General features: G+C 71.0%; 1 protein-coding gene. It reads right to left on the reverse strand.

Features of this window, described 5'->3' with window-relative positions; genetic code table 11:
* Nucleotides 1-53: 53 nt before the first annotated feature.
* Nucleotides 54-18,552: non-ribosomal peptide synthase/polyketide synthase (locus G4D86_RS31770; RefSeq protein WP_163997840.1), on the reverse strand; the 18,499-nt coding region annotated here is incomplete at its 5' end.

The raw sequence follows: 18,552 nt of genomic DNA on the forward strand, positions 1-18,552 counted from the left end.
CCGGGCGAATCACGCCCGGGAATCCAAGCATCAGCGGGTGCTTCCCGGCGAGATCACGTCGCGTCCCGCTCCAGCAGCCGCAGGTGGTGGTCCAGCCGCTCCACTACCGAGGTGACATGGGGAGCGGTGAGCAGGGTGAAGTGGTCGCCGGGTACCTCGTGCACGGTGAGTGCGCCGGGGATCCACGCGCTCCAGCCCAGGTCCTGGGCGCGGGGCGCGCCGCTCGGAGGCGTGGCGGCCCGGAGGAGGACGGCCGGGCCTGTGTAGGCCCCCGCGGGCACGTAGGTGCGCTGAGCGTGACTGAGCCGCTGATACACGCGGAAGAGGCGCTCGGCCGCGTCGAGGTCCAGCGCGAGCCCACCCGAGGGTGAGCGCCGCGCCTGCTCCAGCACGTAGGCCAGCGCGCCCCGGACGTCCAGGCGTCGCAGGTGCTCCACGTCCAGCGGCAGCGACTGCCACGGCAGCCCGAGCACCCGGCCGAAGCCGGCCAACTGCATGAGGGCGTCCGGCTCGGGCCGGGGCTGCGCATCGGGCGCGTGGCTGTCGAGCAGGGCGAGCAGCTCCACCTGCTCGCCTGCGGCCTGGAGGAGCCGGGCCATCTCGTAGGCGACGAGTCCGCCGAAGGACCAGCCACCCAGGAGGTACGGCCCCTGGGGCTGCACGGCGCGGAGTTGGGCGAGGTAGTCGCGGGCGAGGACTTCGATGGAGGCTGCGGGCAGCTCGCCCCCGTCGATGCCGGAAGCGGACAGGCCGTAGATGGGCTTTTCGGTGCTCAGGTGACGGACGAGCTCGGTGTAGCCGAGCACGCTGCCGCCGCCGCCGTGGACGAGGAAGAGCGGCCGGCCCGTGGCGGTGCCGGCGTCGAGGCGGACGAGGTTGGAGGTGGAGCGGGAGGCGTCGTCGCGCTGCTCCAGTCGCTGTGCCAGGCGCTCCACGGTGGCGCCCTGGAAGAGGGCCGACACCGGCAGCGCGACTCCAGTGCGCTCGCGGAGTCGGGCCATGAGGCGCACGGCGAGGAGGGAGTGGCCGCCGAGGGCGAAGAAGTCGTCGGTGGCGCCGACCTTCTCGACGTGGAGCACCTCGGCCCAGACGGCGGCGACGGCCTCCTCGGTGGGAGTGCGAGGGGCGACGTAGGCGGCGCCCGTGGAGGAAGCGTCCGGGGTGGGCAGGGCCTTGCGGTCGACCTTGCCGTGGGTGTTGAGGGGCAGGGCCGCCAGGAAGACGAAGGCGGAAGGCACCATGTACTCGGGCAGCGAGCGGAGCAGTGAGGCGCGCAGCTCGGCCGTGTCGAGAGTGCGTCCCTCGGGCGTGACGAGGTAGGCGACGAGGCGAGGGTTGCCGGGGATGTCCTCACGCGCGAGCACGACGGCGCGGCTGACGCTGGCGTCCTGCTCCAGTGCGGTCTCGATTTCGCCCAACTCGATGCGGAAGCCGCGCAGCTTCACCTGGAAGTCGATGCGGCCCAGGTAGTCCAGCTCACCGTTGGCCAGCCAGCGCACCTTGTCACCGGTGCGGTAGAGGCGGCCTCCAGCCGTGGTGCCGAACGGGTCCGGAATGAACTTCTCGGCGGAGAGCTCGGGGCGGCCGAGGTAGCCGCGTGCCACGCCCGCGCCGCCGATGAAGAGCTCACCGGGGACACCGGTGGGCACCGGCTGCATGTGCTCGTCGAGGACGTACACCTGCACGTTGGCGAGAGGGCCGCCGAGGGTAGGCCGGGAGGCGCCGCGAATGGCGCGAGCGGTGGTGTCGACGGTGCACTCGGTGGGGCCGTAGACGTTGAAGCACTGGATGAAGGGGTGGGCGGACAGCTTCGCCCAGAGCGCTTCGTCCACGGCCTCGCCGCCCACCAGCACGTGCAAGGGCCGCGAGGCAGCCAGTCCCTCTTCCAGCAGCAGGCGCAGGTGCGAAGGCGAGCAGTCGAGGACGTCGAGCTGGTGCTTCTCCACCCACGCCTTGAGCATCGCCACGTCCTCGCGAGCAGCCTGGGGCACGACGCAGAGGGCATGGCCGTCGGCCACCTGGATGAGTTGCTTCACCGAGGCGTCGAAGGCGAGCGGCGCGTTGAGGCTGACGCGCAGTGCGCTGCCTGCCCCTGCGTAGACGGCAGAAGCCAGAGCGGCGCGCAGGTTCATCACGGAGGCGTGCTGAACCATGACGCCCTTGGGGCGGCCGGTGGAGCCGGAGGTGTAGATGACGTAGGCGAGGTGTTCGGGCGAGGTGACGCGAGGCGGGTTGGCCTCGGATTCACGGGCAAGCTGCTCGCTCACCGCGGCATCGTCCAGGTAGAGGGCCTCCACACCGGAGCCTTCCATTCGCTCGGACAGATGCCGCTGCGTGAGCGCCAGTCGCGCACCGCAGTCCTGGAGCATGAAGGCCAGGCGCTCACGCGGGTAGGCCGGGTCCATGGGGACGTAGGCACCACCGGCCTTGAGGATGCCGATCACGGCCACGACCATATCCACGCCGCGCTCCATGCAGAGCGCGACGCGCACCTCGGGCCCGACACCACGCGAGCGCAGCCAGCGGGCGAGCTGGTTGGCGCGGCGGTTGACCTGCGCGAAGGACAGCGAGGCGGAGTCATCGAGCACCGCGACGGCGTCCGGCGTGCGCGCGGCCTGGGCTTCGAAGCGCTCGTGCAGCGCGCCGTCCCAGCCCGACTCCTGGCGCGTGTCGTTCCAGCGCACCAGCACCTGCTGGCGCTCGGAAGCGGGCAGCAGGGGCAGCTCTCCCACGCGCGTCTCGGGCGCGGACACGGCGGCTTCCACCAGCGTGGTGAAGTGCTCCACCATGCGGGTGATGGTGCCCGGCTCGAACAGGTCCGTGCGGTAGCTCAGTGCGCCGCCGAAGCCCTCGGACCGCTGGGTCAGCGAGAGCGTCAGGTCGAACTTGGTCGTCTGCGCGCCAGACTCGAAGGGCTCCAGGCGCAGCGGGGTGCTGTCCTGCGCACGGCCCTTCACCTCCAGGGTGGTTGTAGGCGCGTTCTGCAGGACGAGCATCACCTGGAACAGCGGTGAGTGACTCAGGCTGCGCTGGGGGCGCAATTCCTCGACGAGCTTCTCGAAGGGCACGTCCTGGTGCTCGTAGGCGCCCAGGGTGGTGGCGCGCACCTTGGCGAGCAGCTCACGGAAGGTGGCGCGCGCATCCACCTGGGTGCGCAGCACCAGCGTGTTGACGAAGAAGCCGATGAGGCCCTCCGTCTCCCCACGGGTGCGGCCGGCGATGGGCGAGCCGACGGAGATGTCGTCCTGGCCGGAGTACCGCGACATCATCACCTGCCAGAGGGCGAGCAGGGCCATGAAGGGCGTGGTGCCCTCACGCTGGCAGAGGGCCAGGAGCGCCTCGGACACGGACGCGGAGAGTTGCACCGGTTGCACTGCGCCCCGGTGGGACTGGACGGCGGGACGGGGCTTGTCGGTGGGCAGCTCCAGTACGGGGGCGGCGCCCGAAAGCTGCTGACGCCAGTACTCGAGCTGCTTCTCCAGCGCGTCGCCCCTCAGCCATGAGCGCTGCCACGCGGCGAAGTCGGCGTACTGCACCGGCAGGGCGGGCAGGCGGGGCTCACGGCCCAGGGAGTGCGCCGCGTAGAGCTCCGCGAGCTCGCGCACCAGCACGCCCATGGACCAGCCGTCGGAGACGATGTGGTGCATCGTCCCGATGAGGACATGGTCCTGCTCGCCCAGGCGCAGCAGCAGGGCGCGGAAGACGGGGCCTCGCGCCAGGTCGAAGGGACGCTGGGCCTCTTGCGTGGCCAGGCGTCGGGCCTCGGCCTCGCACTCCGCGGCGGGCAGAGTGCTCAGGTCCACCACGGGCAGCGGGAAGTGCGGCAGCGGGTGGATGACCTGCACGGGCTCGCCGTCCTGGACACCGAAGGTGGTGCGCAGCGCCTCGTGCCGCTCGGCGAGCGAGATGAAGGCCTTCTCCAGCGCGCCCACGTCCAGCGGTCCGCGCATGCGCAGCGCGGTGGGGATGTTGTACGCGGAGCTTCCGGGCTGGAGCTGGTCGATGAACCACAGCCGCTGCTGCGCGAACGAGAGCGGCAGCTCACCGGTGCGCGGCACGGGCACCAGGGGCGGAGCCTGGACGGTGCGCGAGTGCACCGCCGCGTCGACCCGCCTCGCGAGTGTGGCGACGGTGGGCGCCTCGAAGAGGGCGCGCAGGGGCAATTCCACGCCGAAGGTGGAGCGGATGCGGGAGATGACCTGCGTGGCCAGCAGCGAGTGTCCGCCCAGCTCGAAGAACTGCGCGTCCGCGCCCACGCGCTCCAGGCCCAGCACCTGTCCCCACAGGCCCGCGAGCAGCTCCTCGGTGGGCGTGCGCGGGGCGATGTGCTCCGTCGTGGAAGCCGGGGCCTCGGGCACGGGCAGGGCCTTGCGGTCCACCTTGCCGTTGGGCGTGAGTGGCAGCGTGTCCAGCACCACGTAGGCGGACGGCACCATGTGCTCGGGCAGCCGCTGCTTGACGGTGGCCCGGAGCGCCTCCGCGTCCAGGGAGACGCCGGGAGCCGGGACTGCGTACGCCACCAGGCGCTTGTCGCCGGGGCGGTCCTCACGCACCAGCACCAGCGCCTGCCGCACGCCGGAGTGCGAGGCCAGCACCGCCTCGATTTCACCCAGCTCGATGCGGAAGCCGCGCAGCTTCACCTGGAAGTCGATGCGGCCCAGGTACTCCAGCGTGCCGTCCGCCCTCCAGCGCACGAGGTCTCCCGTGCGGTACAGGCGCCCACCGGGCTCGGTGCCGAACGCATCCGGCACGAACTTCTCGGCCGTCAGCTCCGGCCGGTTGAGGTAGCCGCGAGCGAGGCCCACGCCGCCGATGCACAGCTCGCCGGCAACGCCCACCGGCACCGGGCGCAGGTGCCGGTCCAGCACGTATTGCCGCGTGTTGGCGATGCCCTGGCCCAGCGGAGGCCGCTGCCCGTCCGGGACGCAGACGTGCAGGTTGGCGATGACGGTGGCCTCGGTGGGGCCGTACGCGTTGATGAACTGTCGGCCGGGAGCCCACTTCTCGACCAGCTCGGCCGTGCAGGCCTCGCCGCCCGAGATGAGCGTGCCCAGCGTCTCCAATCCTTCCGTGGGCAGGAGCGCCAGGACGGAGGGCGGCAGCAGCACCTGGTCGATGGCCTGGCCGCGCAGCACGTCCACCAGGGGCTGACCGGGCATCAGGTCCTCGCGCGACGCCAGCACCAGGGTGGCGCCATGCTGCAGCGCGAGCGTCACCTCGTAGACGGCGGCGTCGAAGCTGAAGGACGCGAACTGGAGCACGCGCTGGCCGGGACGCAGGCCCGTGACGCGGGCGACGTCCGCCGCGAGGTTGGGCACGCCGCGGTGGCTCACCATGACGCCCTTGGGGCGGCCGGTGCTGCCCGAGGTGTAGATGATGTACGCGAGGTCGTCGGCCGTGCCGACGCGGGCCGGCGCGGTGGCCGGGTGGCGCGAGAGGACGGACTCGACGGTGTCGAGCGTCAGCACGTCACCCGAGAACGAGGGCAACGTGTCGCGCAGGTGCGAGTGGGTGAGGAGCACCGGTGCGCCGCAGTCCTGGAGCATGAAGTCCAGGCGCTCGCGGGGGTAGGCCGGGTCCATCGGCACGTAGGCGCCGCCGGCCTTGAGCACGCCGAGCAGCCCGACCACCACGTCGAATGAGCGCTCCAGGCACAGCGCCACCCGTGTGTCGGGCCGCACGCCCCGGGCGCGCAGCTCATGCGCGAGCCGGTTGGCGCGCGTGTCCAGCTCCCGGTAGCTCATCGTGCGCTCGCCGAAGCGGAGGGCCGGAGCGTCAGGCGTGCGCTGCGACTGGGCCTCGAACAGCTCGTGGAAGCGGGCGCCCTCAGCGAGGGGCACGGACGTGTCGTTCCACAGCTCGATGACCTGGCGCCGCTCTTCCTCACGCATCAGCTGCACGTCGGACAGGCGCTGGCGGGGGTTGGCGGCGATGGCCTCCAGCAGGGTGCGTAGGTGGCCCGCCATGCGCGCGATGGTGGAGGCGTCGAACAAGTCGGTGTTGTAGCTCAGCGAGCCGTAGAGCCCCTGGGGGCTCGGCGTCATCGTGAGCGTCAGCTCGAACTTGGAGACGTGGGTAGGAGTCTCCACGGTGGAGAGCTTCAGGCCCGGCAGGGAGATGGAGGAGTCCGGCAGGTTCTGCAGCGAGAACATGACCTGGAACAGCGGCGAGCGGCTCAGGTCTCGCTCGTGCTGGAGCACCTCCACCAGCTTCTCGAAGGGCACCTCCTGGTGGGCGTACGCGCCCAGCGTGGACTCACGCACCCGCCCCAGCAGGGACGCGAAGGTGTCCTCGTCGAGCACACGGGCGCGCAGGGCGAGCGAGTTGACGAAGAAGCCGATGAGGCCTTCCGTCTCCGTGCGGTTGCGGCCAGCGATGGGCGAGCCGACGACGACATCGTCCTGTCCCGAGTACCGGGAGAGCAGCGTCTGCCAGGCGGCGAGCAGCACCATGAAGAGGGTGGCGTGGTTCTGGCGGGCGAGCACCTCCAGCTGCTGCCCCAGCTCAGTGGGCAGCTCGAAGGGGTGGGTTTCGCCGCGGAACGTCTGCACGGGCGGGCGGGGCCTGTCGGTGGGCAGCTCCAGCGCCCGCGGGGCGCTCTCGAGCTGTTTCTTCCAGTAGCCGAGCTGCGCCTCCAGCACCTCGCCGCTCAGCCAGGAGCGCTGCCACACCGAGTAGTCGGCGTACTGCATCGGCAGCGGGGTGAGCTGGGGCGTGCGGCCCGAGGCGTGGGCCTCGTACAGCGCGGCCAGCTCGCGCACGAGGATGCCGAGCGACCAGCCGTCGGAGATGATGTGGTGCAGGTTGAGCAGCAGCACGTGCTCGTCGGGCGCCAGCCTCAGCAGCGAGGCGCGGAAGAGCGGTCCCCGGGAGAGGTCGAACGGGCGGACGCCGTCTTCGGTGGCCAGCCGCTGGGCCTCGGTCTCTCGCTCGTCGGTGGGCAGTGCGCCCAGGTCCACCAGGGGGAGCCGGAAGTCCGAGACGGGGTGGATGACCTGCACGGGCTCGCCATTGCTGGCGGCGAACGTGGTGCGCAGGGACTCGTGACGCTCGACGAGCGCGCCGAGGCTGCGCTCCAGGGCCGAGACATCCAGCGTACCGGTGAGCCGCACCGGCGAGGGCATGTTGTAGGCGGAGCTGCCGGGCTGGAGCTGGTCGATGAACCACAGCCGCTGCTGCGCGAAGGACAGCGGCAGTGTGTCGGAGGAGGCTGCCCGGCGCAGGAGCGCGGGCGCCTGGGGCGAGCCTCCCGACAAGCGTGTGGACTCGATGTGCTCGGCGAGGGTGTCGACGGTGGACGCCTCGAAGAGGGCGCGAAGGGGCAGCTCCACGCCGAGCTCGGAACGGATACGCGAGATGACCTGCGTGGCCAGCAGCGAATGCCCACCCAGCTCGAAGAAGTTGCCGGTGATGCTCACTTGAGGCAGGCGCAGGACGGCCGCGAACACCTCCGCGAGCTTCTCCTCGAGGGGCGTCCGAGGAGCGACGAAGGCTTCGGTGGGCGAGGCCTGCACCGCGTCGGGAGCGGGCAGGGCCTTGCGGTCGACCTTGGCGTTGGCGGTGAGAGGCAGGGCGTCCAGCCGCACCAGCGCGGAGGGCACCATGTACTCGGGCAGCCGCTGCTTCAGCGCGGAACGCAGCGCGACCATATCGAGCGACTCGGGAGCGGAGACGTAGCCAACGAGGCGCTTGTCGCCGGGCGCGTCCTCACGCACCAGGGCCACGGCCTGGGCCACGTCGGGGAAGGCCAGCAAGGCGGCTTCGACTTCGCCCAGCTCGATGCGGAAGCCGCGCAGCTTCACCTGCGCGTCGGCGCGGCCGACGAAGTCCAGCACGCCGTCACCGCGCCAGCGGACCAGGTCTCCGGTGCGGTAGAGGCGGGCTCCAGGGACGCCAGAGTAGGCGTCGGGGACGAAGCGCTCCGCGGTGAGCGCGGGCTGGCCGATGTAGCCTCGGGCCACGCCGTCGCCGCCGATGAACAACTCCCCAACGATGCCCGCGGGCACGGGCTGCCCGTGGGCGTCGAGCACGTACAGGCGGGTGCTGCCGATGGGCCGGCCGATGGGCACGGAGGTGCCGACCTGGGTCGGGTCCGTCATGCGGAAGCAGGCGGCGAAGACGGTGGTCTCAGTGGGGCCGTAGCCGTTGGTGAGGGAGATGCCGAGCTCTTCGAGCACGCGGCGCGCGTGAGCGGGAGGCACGACGTCGCCACCGGAGAGGAGCTGCTTCACGGGGCTCAGCGACTGGAGGTGGGACTCCACCACCTGGGTGAAGAGGCCGGCGGTCAGCCAGAGCGTCGTCACCTTCGAATCGCGGAGCACCTGGCCCAGCTCCTCCAGGGAGGGAGGCTGAGGAGGCATGACGACGAGGCGAGCGCCGTGCAGCAGCGCGCCCCAGATTTCGAGGGTGGAGGCGTCGAAGGAGATGGGGGCCAGTTGCAGCAGCGTCTCGTTGGGGCCGAACCAGGCGAAGTCGACGCCCAGCAGGGTGCGAAGGACGTTGCGATGGGTGGTGCCCACACCCTTGGGCCTGCCGGTGGAGCCGGAGGTGAAGTCCACGTAGGCGAGCGAGTCGGGCAGGGCGGCCGGAGTCAGCGCATGCGTGGGTTCGGAAGCGAGCGCGGCGTCCTCCAACACGACGGTGGTGAGTCCCTCCACCGGGAGGCGGGGCAACAGCGCGCGCGTGGTGACGAGCGCCTGGGGCCGGGTGTCCTCCACCATGCCGGCCAGTCGCTCACGCGGGTAGGACGGATCCAGCGGAACGTAAGCGCCACCGGCCTTGAGGATGGCGACGAGAGAGATGATGAGCTCCATCGAGCGCTCGACGGCGAGCGCGACGCGGGAGTCAGCGCCCACACCGAGGCTCCGCAGGTGGTGCGCGAGTAGGTTGGAGCGCTCATCGAGCTGACGGTAGGTGAGACTCGAGGAGCCGAACTCCACGGCAATGTGGTCCGGGAAGCGGGCCACCACCTGCGAGAAGACCTCGGGCAGCGTGGACTCGCGCGGGTAGTCGGAAGCGGTGGCGTTCCACTCCCGCAACACCTGCCGCTGCTCGGCGGCGTCCATCAGCGGCAGCTCGGACAGGCGCGCTTCCGGGTGCGCCGCGAGCGCCTCCACCAGGACCTGGAAGTGGCTGGCCATGCGCAGCGCGGTGGCGTGCTCGAAGAGGTCGGTGTTGTAGCCCAGTACGCCTTGGTAGCCGCCCTGGGTCTCCGACAGGGTGAGCTGCAGCTCGAACTTGATGATGGGTTTCTCGACGTCGAGCGGGCGCAGCGCCAGCCCCTTGCCCTGAGCCGACGCCGCGGGCGTGTTGACCAGGGAGAAGAGGACCTGGAAGAGCGGGCCACGGCTCATGTCACGGGTGGACTGGAGTTCCTCCACCAACCGCTCGAAGGGCACGTCCTGGTGGGCGTAGGCACCCAGCGAGGACTCCTTCACCTGCCGCAGCAGGTGGACGAAGGACGCGCCGTCCTCCACCTTCGCGCGAAGCACCAGCGTGTTGACGAAGAAGCCGATGAGGCCTTCCAGCTCCCCGCGCTGACGGCCGGCAATCGGCGAGCCGACGGTGATGTCCTGCTGCCCGGAGTAGCGAGACAGCAACACCTGGAAGGCGGCGAGCAGGGCCATGAAGGGCGTGGCGCCCTCCTGCTGGCAGAGCGACTTGAGCTGCTCGGAGACGGCGAGCGAGAGCGCAACGGGCACGTCCGCGCCGTTGAACGTCTGGACGGGCGGGCGAGGCTTGTCGGTGGGCAGCTCCAGGGTGGCGAGGCCGGAGAGGTGCTGCTTCCAGTAGCCGAGCTGCTCGTCGAGCACCGCGCCCTGGAGCCACTGGCGCTGCCAGGCGGCGTAGTCGGCGTACTGGATGGGCAGGGGCGGCAGGGGCGAAGGCCGGCCCTGGGAGAAGGCCTCGTAGAGGGCGGCGACTTCACGCACGAGCACGCCCATGGACCAACCGTCCGAGACGATGTGGTGCATGTTGAGGGCGAGCACGTGCTCGGTGGCGCCCAGCTTCAGCAACTGCGCGCGGACCAGCGGCCCGGTGGCGAGGTTGAAGGGGCGCAGGGCCTCTTCGCGAAGCCGTCGCTCCAGCTCGGCGCGGGAGGCGTGGGGCTCCAGGCCACTGAGGTCCGCGAAGTCCAGCGGCAGCTCACCGCGAGGAGAGATGAGCTGGAAGGGCTGGCCCTCCTGCTGGGTGAAGGAGGTACGCAGGGCTTCGTGGCGGTGCACCAGCTCGTCGAAGCTCCGCTGGAGGGCCGCCACGTCGAGCAGGCCGTCCATGCGCACGAAGACGGGCATGTTGTAGGCGGGGCTGCCGGGCTGGAGCTGGTCGATGAACCACAGCCGCTGCTGGGCGAAGGACACGGGCAGCGGGCTCTCTCTCGACAGCGACATGGCGACGAGCGCGGGCGCCTGGCTCGGCTGTCCTGTCAGCCGGCCGGACTCGATGCGCGAGGCGAGAGCGGCGATGGTGGGCGCCTCGAAGAGGGCGCGCAGGGGCAGCTCCACGTCGAAGGTGGAGCGGATGCGGGAGATGAGCTGCGTGGCCAGCAGCGAGTGACCGCCCAGCTCGAAGAAGTTGCCGGTGACGCTCACCTGCGGGAGGCGCAGGACGGCCGCGAACATCTCCGCCAGCTTCTCCTCGGTGGGAGTGCGCGGGGCGACGAAGTCCTCTGGGGAGGTCAGCGCGGCGTCCGGAAGGGGGAGGGCCTTGCGGTCCACCTTGGCGTTGGCGGTGAGAGGCAGGGCGTCCAGCCGCACCAGCGCGGAGGGCACCATGTACTCGGGCAGCCGCTGCTTGAGCGAGGCACGCAGGGCCACCATGTCGAGCGACTCGGGAGCGGCGACGTAGCCGACGAGACGCTTGTCACCGGGGACGTCCTCGCGCACCAGGGCCACGGCCTGGGCCACGTCGGGGAAGGCCAGCAGGGCCGCTTCGACTTCGGCCAGCTCGATGCGGAAGCCGCGCAGCTTCACCTGCGCGTCGGCGCGGCCGACGAAGTCGAGCACGCCGTCCTTGCGCCAGCGCACCAGGTCTCCGGTGCGGTAGAGGCGGGCACCAGGGACGCTGGAGTAGTTATCAGGGACGAAGCGCTCGGCGGTGAGGGCGGGCTGGCCCAGGTAGCCGCGCGCAAGGCCGTCTCCGCCGATGTAGAGCTCTCCGATGACACCCACGGGCACCGGCTGGCCGTGCGCGTCCAGCACGTACAGCTGCGTGCTTCCAATGGGGCGGCCGATGGGCACGGAGGTACCCACCTGCTCCACGCGAGTCACCGGGTAGGACGTGGCGAACACCGTCGTCTCGGTGGGGCCGTACAGGGCGGTGACGGAGAGGCGCAACCCTTCCACGGCGCGGCGCGCGTGAGCGGGCGACACGACGTCGCCACCCGTCATGACGTGCTTCAGGGAGAGCAGCCCCGGAGGAGGGGTGTCCACCAACTGGGTGAAGAGGCCACTGGTGGCCCACATGGTGGTGACGCCCGAGGACTGGATGACGTGGCCCAGTTCCTCGAGGGACGCCGCGTGAGGCGGCATGACGACGAGGCGAGCGCCGTGCAGCAGCGCGCCCCAGATTTCGAGGGTGGAGGCGTCGAAGGAGATGGGAGCGAACTGGAGGAGGACTTCGTCGGGCCCGAAGCGGGCGTAGTCGACGCCGAGGAAGGTGCGCAGCACGCCGCGGTGGGTGGTGCCCACGCCCTTGGGCCTGCCGGTGGAGCCGGAGGTGAAGTCCACGTAGGCGAGCGAGTCGGGCAGGGCGGCCGGAGTCAGCGCATGCGTCGGCTCGGAAGCGAGCGCGGCGTCCTCCAACACCACCGTGGCGAGTCCGTCCGCGGGCAGTCTGGTGAGGAAGGCACGCGTGGTGACGAGTGCCTGAGGCCGCGTGTCCTCCACCATGCCGGCCAGTCGCTCACGCGGATAGGACGGGTCCAGGGGGACGTAGGCGCCACCTGCCTTGAGGATGGCGACGAGGGAGACGATGAGCTCCAGCGAGCGCTCGACGGCGAGCGCGACGCGGGAGTCGGTCCCCACGCCCAGTCGGCGCAGGTGGTGCGCGAGCGGGTTGGAGCGCTCGTCGAGCTGTCGGTAGGTGAGGCGCGAGTCGCCGAACTCGACGGCGATGTTCTCCGGGAAGCGGGCCACAACCTGGGCGAAGACCTCGGGCAGGGTGGCTTCACGCGGGTAGTCGGAAGCGGCCGTGCTCCAGTCTCGCAGCACCTGCTGGCGCTCCACCGCGGACAGCAGGGAGACGGAGGAGAGGGGAGCCTCGGGCCGGGCCGCGAGCGCCTCCACGAGCGTGCGGAAGTGCTCGGCCATCCGGCTGATGGTCGCAGGCTCGAACAGGTCGGTGTTGTAGCCCAGCGCGCCCTGGTAGCCGCTCGGGGTCTCCGACAGGTGGAGCTGCAGCTCGAACTTGATGGTGGGGTTGTCGACTTCCAGTGGGCGCAGCGCCAGCCCCTTGCCCTGAGCCGACGCCGTGGGCGTGTTGCGCAGGGAGAAGATGACCTGGAAGAGCGGGCTGCGGCTCATGTCACGGGTGGACTGGAGTTCCTCCACCAGCCGCTCGAAGGGCACGTCCTGGTGGGCGTAGGCACCCAGTGAGGACTCCTTCACCTGCCGCAGCAGGTGGACGAAGGACGCGCCGTCCTCCACCTTCGTGCGCAGCACCAGCGTGTTGACGAAGAAGCCGATGAGGCCTTCCAGCTCTCCACGCTGACGGCCGGCAATGGGCGAGCCGACGGTGATGTCCTGCTGCCCGGAGTAGCGGGAGAGGAGCACCTGGAAGGCGGCGAGCAACGCCATGAAGGGCGTGGCGCCCTCCTGCTGGCAGAGCGCCTTGAGCTGCTCGGAGGCCGTGAGCGAGAGCGCAACGGGCACGTCCGCGCCGTTGACGGTCTGGACGGGCGGGCGGGGCTTGTCGGTAGGCAGCTCCAGGGTGGCGAGGCCAGAGAGGTGCTGCTTCCAGTAGCCGAGCTGCTCTTCCAGCACCGCGCCCTGGAGCCACTGGCGCTGCCAGGCGGCGTAGTCGGCGTACTGGATGGGCAGGGGCGGCAGGGGCGAAGGCCGGCCCTGGGAGAAGGCCTCGTAGAGGGCGGCGACTTCACGCACCAGCACGCCCATGGACCAACCGTCCGAGACGATGTGGTGCATGTTGAGGGCGAGCACGTGCTCGGTAGCGCCCAGCTTCAGCAACTGCGCGCGCACCAGCGGACCGGTGGCGAGGTTGAAGGGACGGAGGGCTTCGTCACGCAGCCGTCGCTCCAGCTCGGCGCGGGAGGCGTGGGGCTCCAGGCTGCTGAGGTCCACGAACTCCAGCGGCAGCTCACCGCGAGGAGAGATGAGCTGGAAGGGCTGGCCCTCCTGCTCGGTGAAGGAGGTGCGCAGGGCTTCGTGGCGGTGCACCAGTTCATCGAAGCCGCGCTGCAGGGCAGCGACGTCGAGCAGGCCGTCCATGCGCACGAAGACGGGCATGTTGTAGGCGGGGCTGCCGGGCTGGAGCTGGTCGATGAGCCACAGCCGCTGCTGGGCGAAGGACACGGGCAGGGCGCCCTCGCGCGACAGTGCGACGAGGCCGGGTGCCTGGCCTGTTTGTCCCGTGAGCCGGCCGGACTCGAGGCGCGTGGCGAGGGCGGCGATGGTGGGCGCCTCGAAGAGGGCGCGCAGGGGCAGCTCCACACCGAAGGTGGAGCGGATGCGGGAGACGAGTTGCGTGGCCAGCAGCGAGTGGCCGCCCAGCTCGAAGAAGTTGTCGGACACGCCCACGCGAGGCATGCGGAGGATGTCAGCCCAGAGCGAGGCGAGCTGCTCCTCGACGGGGGTGCGAGGGGCGACGTAGCCGTCGCGGGGGGCGGCGGCGTCCGGGGCGGGGAGGGCCTTGCGGTCCACCTTGCCGTTGGGAGTGAGGGGCAGGGCCTCCAGGACGACGAAGGCGGAGGGCACCATGTACGCGGGCAGGCGCTGCTGGAGGAAGGCGCGCAGGGGCTCGGCTTCGGGGCGCGGGCCGTCCGCAGCGGTGACGTAGGCGACCAGTCGCTTGTCACCGGGCACGTCCTCGCGTGCGACGACCAGCGCTTCATGCACGGACGGGTGCTCACGCAGGACGGCGGCGACTTCGCCCGGCTCGACGCGGAAGCCACGCACCTTCACCTGGAAGTCAGCGCGGCCCAGGAAGTCCACGCGGCCGTCGGCCAGCCAGCGCACGCGGTCTCCCGTGCGGTACATGCGCGCGCCGGGCAGCGGAGAGAAGGCGTCGGGCAGGTAGCGCTCCGCCGTCAACTCGGGCCGGTGCAGGTAGCCGCGCGTCACCTGGGCGCCGCCGACGTACAGCTCGCCGGGCACGCCGAGCGGCACGGGCTGCAGGGCCTCGTCCAGGACGTACAGCCGCGTATGGGCCAGGGGCCGACCCAGCGGCGCCACGGCGCTGGAGGTCGACGCGGAGACATCACCGGAGCGCGGAGCCGTTGCTTCGGCCGGCGCGGCGCCGGAGGCGGCCCCATGCAGCAGCCCGGCGAGGACGCCCACCGTCGTCTCGGTGGGGCCGTAGTGGTTGTGGATTTCGCACCCGGGCGCCAGCGTGCGCACCGTCTGAAGCATCGCGGGTGTGGAGGACTCGCCGCCCAGCACCAGCCGCTTGCGAGGCAGCACGAGGTGGGGCTCCGCCGCCGTCAGCAGCGCTGCCAGGTGCGAGGGGACGATCTTCACGCAGTCGATGGGGTGCTTCCCGAAGTACTCGGCGACGCCCGTGGGACTGCCGACCCGCTCCTGCGTGAGGACGTGGAGCAGGCCACCGGTGCACAGAGAGGGGAAGAGGACGGTGTTGCCCAGGTCGGCTGCGAAGGTGGAGACGAGGGCGAAGCTCTCGCACGCGGCGAGGCCAAGGCGCTCGGTGACGGAGTGGACGTAGGTGAGCAGGTGGCCATGGGCCACGGCCACGCCCTTGGGCCTGCCGGTGCTGCCGGAGGTGAAGAGGACGTAGGCCAGGTGCTCCGGGTGCGGAGCGCTCGCGGGTGCTTCGGTGCTCCAACGCTCCAGCACGGAGGCGTCCTCGTCCAGACGCACCACCGCGACGGGCAGGGAGGCGAAGGAGGCGGCATGACGCGCATGCGTCACCACCACGGGAGCGGCCACTTCCTGCACCAGCGCCTGGAGGCGCAGCGCGGGCTGGGCCGAATCCATTGGCACGTAGGCACCCCCGGCCTTCCAGACGGCCAGCAGCGCCACCACCATGTCCACACCGCGCTCCAGGCAGAGGGCGACGCAGGTGTCGGCGCCGACGCCGAGTGAGCGCAGGTGCCAGGCGAGTTGGTTGGCGCGGGCATCCAGTTGCGCGTACGTGAGCACCTCACCCTCGCAAGCCACGGCGGGGCGTGAGGGGTGCAGCGCGGCCTGGGCCTCGAAGAGGGCGGGCACGGACACGTGGGGCGCGGGCCCCGTCGCGGTGGCGTTGAAGGACTCGAGCAGCAGCGTGCGCTCGGCCGCGGGCAGCAGCGGCAACTCACCCACGCGCGTCTCGGGCGCGGACACGGCGGCCTCCACCAGCGTGGAGAAGTGCTCCACCATGCGGGTGATGGTGCCCGGCTCGAACAGGTCCGTGCGGTACCTGAGCGTGCCGGACAGGCCTTCCGGCGTCTGGCCCAGCGACAGCGTCAGGTCGAACTTGGTGGCCTGGGCGCCGGAGTCGAACGGCGCCAGCTTCAGCGGGGTGCTGCCTTCGGCACCCTGCTGCACCTCCAGGGTGGCCGTCGGAGCGTTCTGCAGGACGAGCATCACCTGGAAGAGGGGCGAGTGGCTGAGGCTGCGCTCGGGGCGCAGCTCCTCGACGAGCTTCTCGAAGGGGACGTCCTGGTGCTCGTAGGCGCCGAGCGTGATGGCCCGCACCTGGGCGAGCAGCTCGCGGAAGGTGGCGCGCCGGTCCACCTGGGTGCGCAGCACCAGCGTGTTGAGGAAGAAGCCGATGAGGCCCTCCGTCTCCCCACGGGTGCGGCCGGCGATGGGCGAGCCGACGGAGATGTCGTCCTGCCCCGAGTAGCGGGCCAGCAGCACCTGCCAGAGGGCGAGCAGCGCCATGAAGGGCGTGGTGCCCTCGCGCTGGCAGAGGGCATGGAGCTGCTCGGACGCCGTCCGCGAGAGGGCCACCGGCACGTAGGCGCCGTTGAAGGTCTGGATGGGCGGACGGGGCCTGTCGGTGGGTAGCTCCAGCGTGGCGACGCCGGAGAGGTGCTGCTTCCAGTAACCGAGCTGCTCTTCCAGCACCTCGCCCTGCAACCACTGGCGCTGCCAGACGGCGTAGTCGGCGTACTGGACGGGCAGCGGTGGCAGCGGCGACGGCCGACCCTGGACGAAGGCTCCGTAGAGGGCGGCGACTTCACGCACCAGCACGCCCATGGACCAGCCGTCCGAGACGATGTGGTGCATGTTGAGCGCGAACACGTGCTCGGTGGTGCCCAGCTTCAGCAACTGCGCGCGCACCAGCGGACCGGTGGCGAGGTTGAAGGGACGGAGGGCTTCGTCGCGCAGCCGCCGCTCCAGCTCGGCGCGGGCGGCCTGGGGCTCCAGGCCACTGAGGTCCACGAGCTGCAGCGGTAGCTCACCGTGAGGAGTGATGAGCTGGAAGGGCTGGCCCTCCTGCTGGGGGAAGGAGGTGCGCAGGGCTTCGTGGCGACTGGCCAGCTCGGAAAGCGCGCGGCGCAGGGCGTCCGCGTCGAGCGTCCCCTCCATGCGCACGAAGGTGGGCATGTTGTAGGTCGCGCCACCCGGCTCGAGCTGGTCGATGACCCACAGGCGCTGCTGCGCGAAGGAGAGCGGCAGCGAGCCCGTGCGCGGCACGGGGATGAGCGGCGGCGCCGTCTTGTGGTGGATGGCTCCCGCGGCGCTGATGCGCTGGGCGAGGGCGGCGACGGTGGGCGCCTCGAAGAGGGCGCGCAGGGGCAGCTCCATGCCGAAGGTGGCACGGATGCGGGAGATGACCTGAGTGGCCAGCAGCGAGTGGCCGCCCAGCTCGAAGAAGTTCCCGGTGACGCTCACCTGGGGCAGGCGCAGGACGCCCGCGAACAGCTCCGCCAGCAGCTCCTCGGTGGGGTTGCGCGGGGCGACGTACGTCTCGGCGGACGACATCCCCGCCGCATCGGGGGCAGGCAGCGCCTTGCGGTCCACCTTGGCGTTGGCGGTGAGGGGCAGGGCGTCCAGCCGCACCAGCGCGGAGGGCACCATGTACTCGGGCAGCCGCTGCTTGAGCGAGGCACGCAGGGCAGCCACATCGAGCGACTCGGGAGCGGCGATGTAGCCGACGAGGCGCTTGTCGCCCGGCACGTCCTCACGCACCAGGGCCACGGCCTGACCGACGTTGTCGAAGGCGAGCAGCGCGGCTTCGACCTCGGCCAGCTCGATGCGGTAGCCGCGCACCTTCACCTGGGCGTCGGCACGGCCGAGGAACTCCAGCACGCCGTCACCCCGCCAGCGGGCGAGGTCGCCCGTGCGGTAGAGGCGGGCTCCGGGCACGCCGGAGAAGGAGTCGGGGATGAAGCGCTCCGCGGTGAGCGAAGGCTGGCCGACGTAGCCTCGGGCCACGCCGTCGCCGCCGATGAACAGCTCACCCACGACGCCGACGGGCACGGGCTGACCAGAGGCGTCCAGCAGGTACACGCGCGTGTTCCCGATGGGCTTGCCGATGGGCACGGAGGTGCCGACGTGCTCCACCGAAGTCATGCGATGGGTGGAGGCGAAGAGCGTGGTCTCCGTGGGGCCGTAGCAGGCCGTGATGGGAATGCGCAGCTCCTCGAGGACGCGGCGCACGTGCGGGGCGCTGACCACGTCACCACCGGTGAGCAACTGCCTCACCCCACGAAGGGCGGGGAAGTTGTGGTCCACCACCTGGGTGAAGAGGCCGGCGGTGAGGTGCAGCGTCGTCACGCCGTGCTTCGTGAGGACGGCCTCCAGTTCCTTCAAGTCGGAAGGCGAGTGCGGCGGGAAGACGACGAGCCGCGCGCCGTGGAGCAGCGGGCCCCACAGCTCCAGCGTGGACGCATCGAAGGACACGGGCGCGATGAGGAGGAACGTCTCATCCGGGCCGAGGTGCGCGTAGTCGTTGCCGAAGACGGTGCGCAGCACGGCGGCCTGAGGAGTGCCGACGCCCTTGGGCCGGCCCGTGGAGCCAGAGGTGAAGTCGATGTACGCGAGACTGTCGGGCAGCGCGGCCCGAGGCGGCGCATGTGTCGGCTGGCCCTCCAGGGACACCTCACCCAGCACCACGGGAGACAGGCCCTCGATGGATAGCTTCGTGAGCAGCTCGCGCGAGGTGACGAGCACGCGCGGACGGGCATCCTCCACCATGGCCGTGAGGCGCTCACGGGGATACGACGGGTCCAGCGGGACGTAGGCGCCGCCGGCCTTGAGGATGGCGACGAGCGAGACAATCAGCTCCAGCGAGCGATTCAGGGCAATGGCCACGCGCGAGTCGGTGGTCACGCCCATGCCGTGCAGGTGCCAGGCGAGCTGATTGGCGCGCGCGTCGAGCTGCCGGTAGGTGAGCTTCTCGTCACCGAACTCGACGGCGACCTTG

The sequence above is a fragment of the Pyxidicoccus caerfyrddinensis genome, from assembly GCF_010894405.1.
Classification (GTDB): domain Bacteria; phylum Myxococcota; class Myxococcia; order Myxococcales; family Myxococcaceae; genus Myxococcus; species Myxococcus caerfyrddinensis.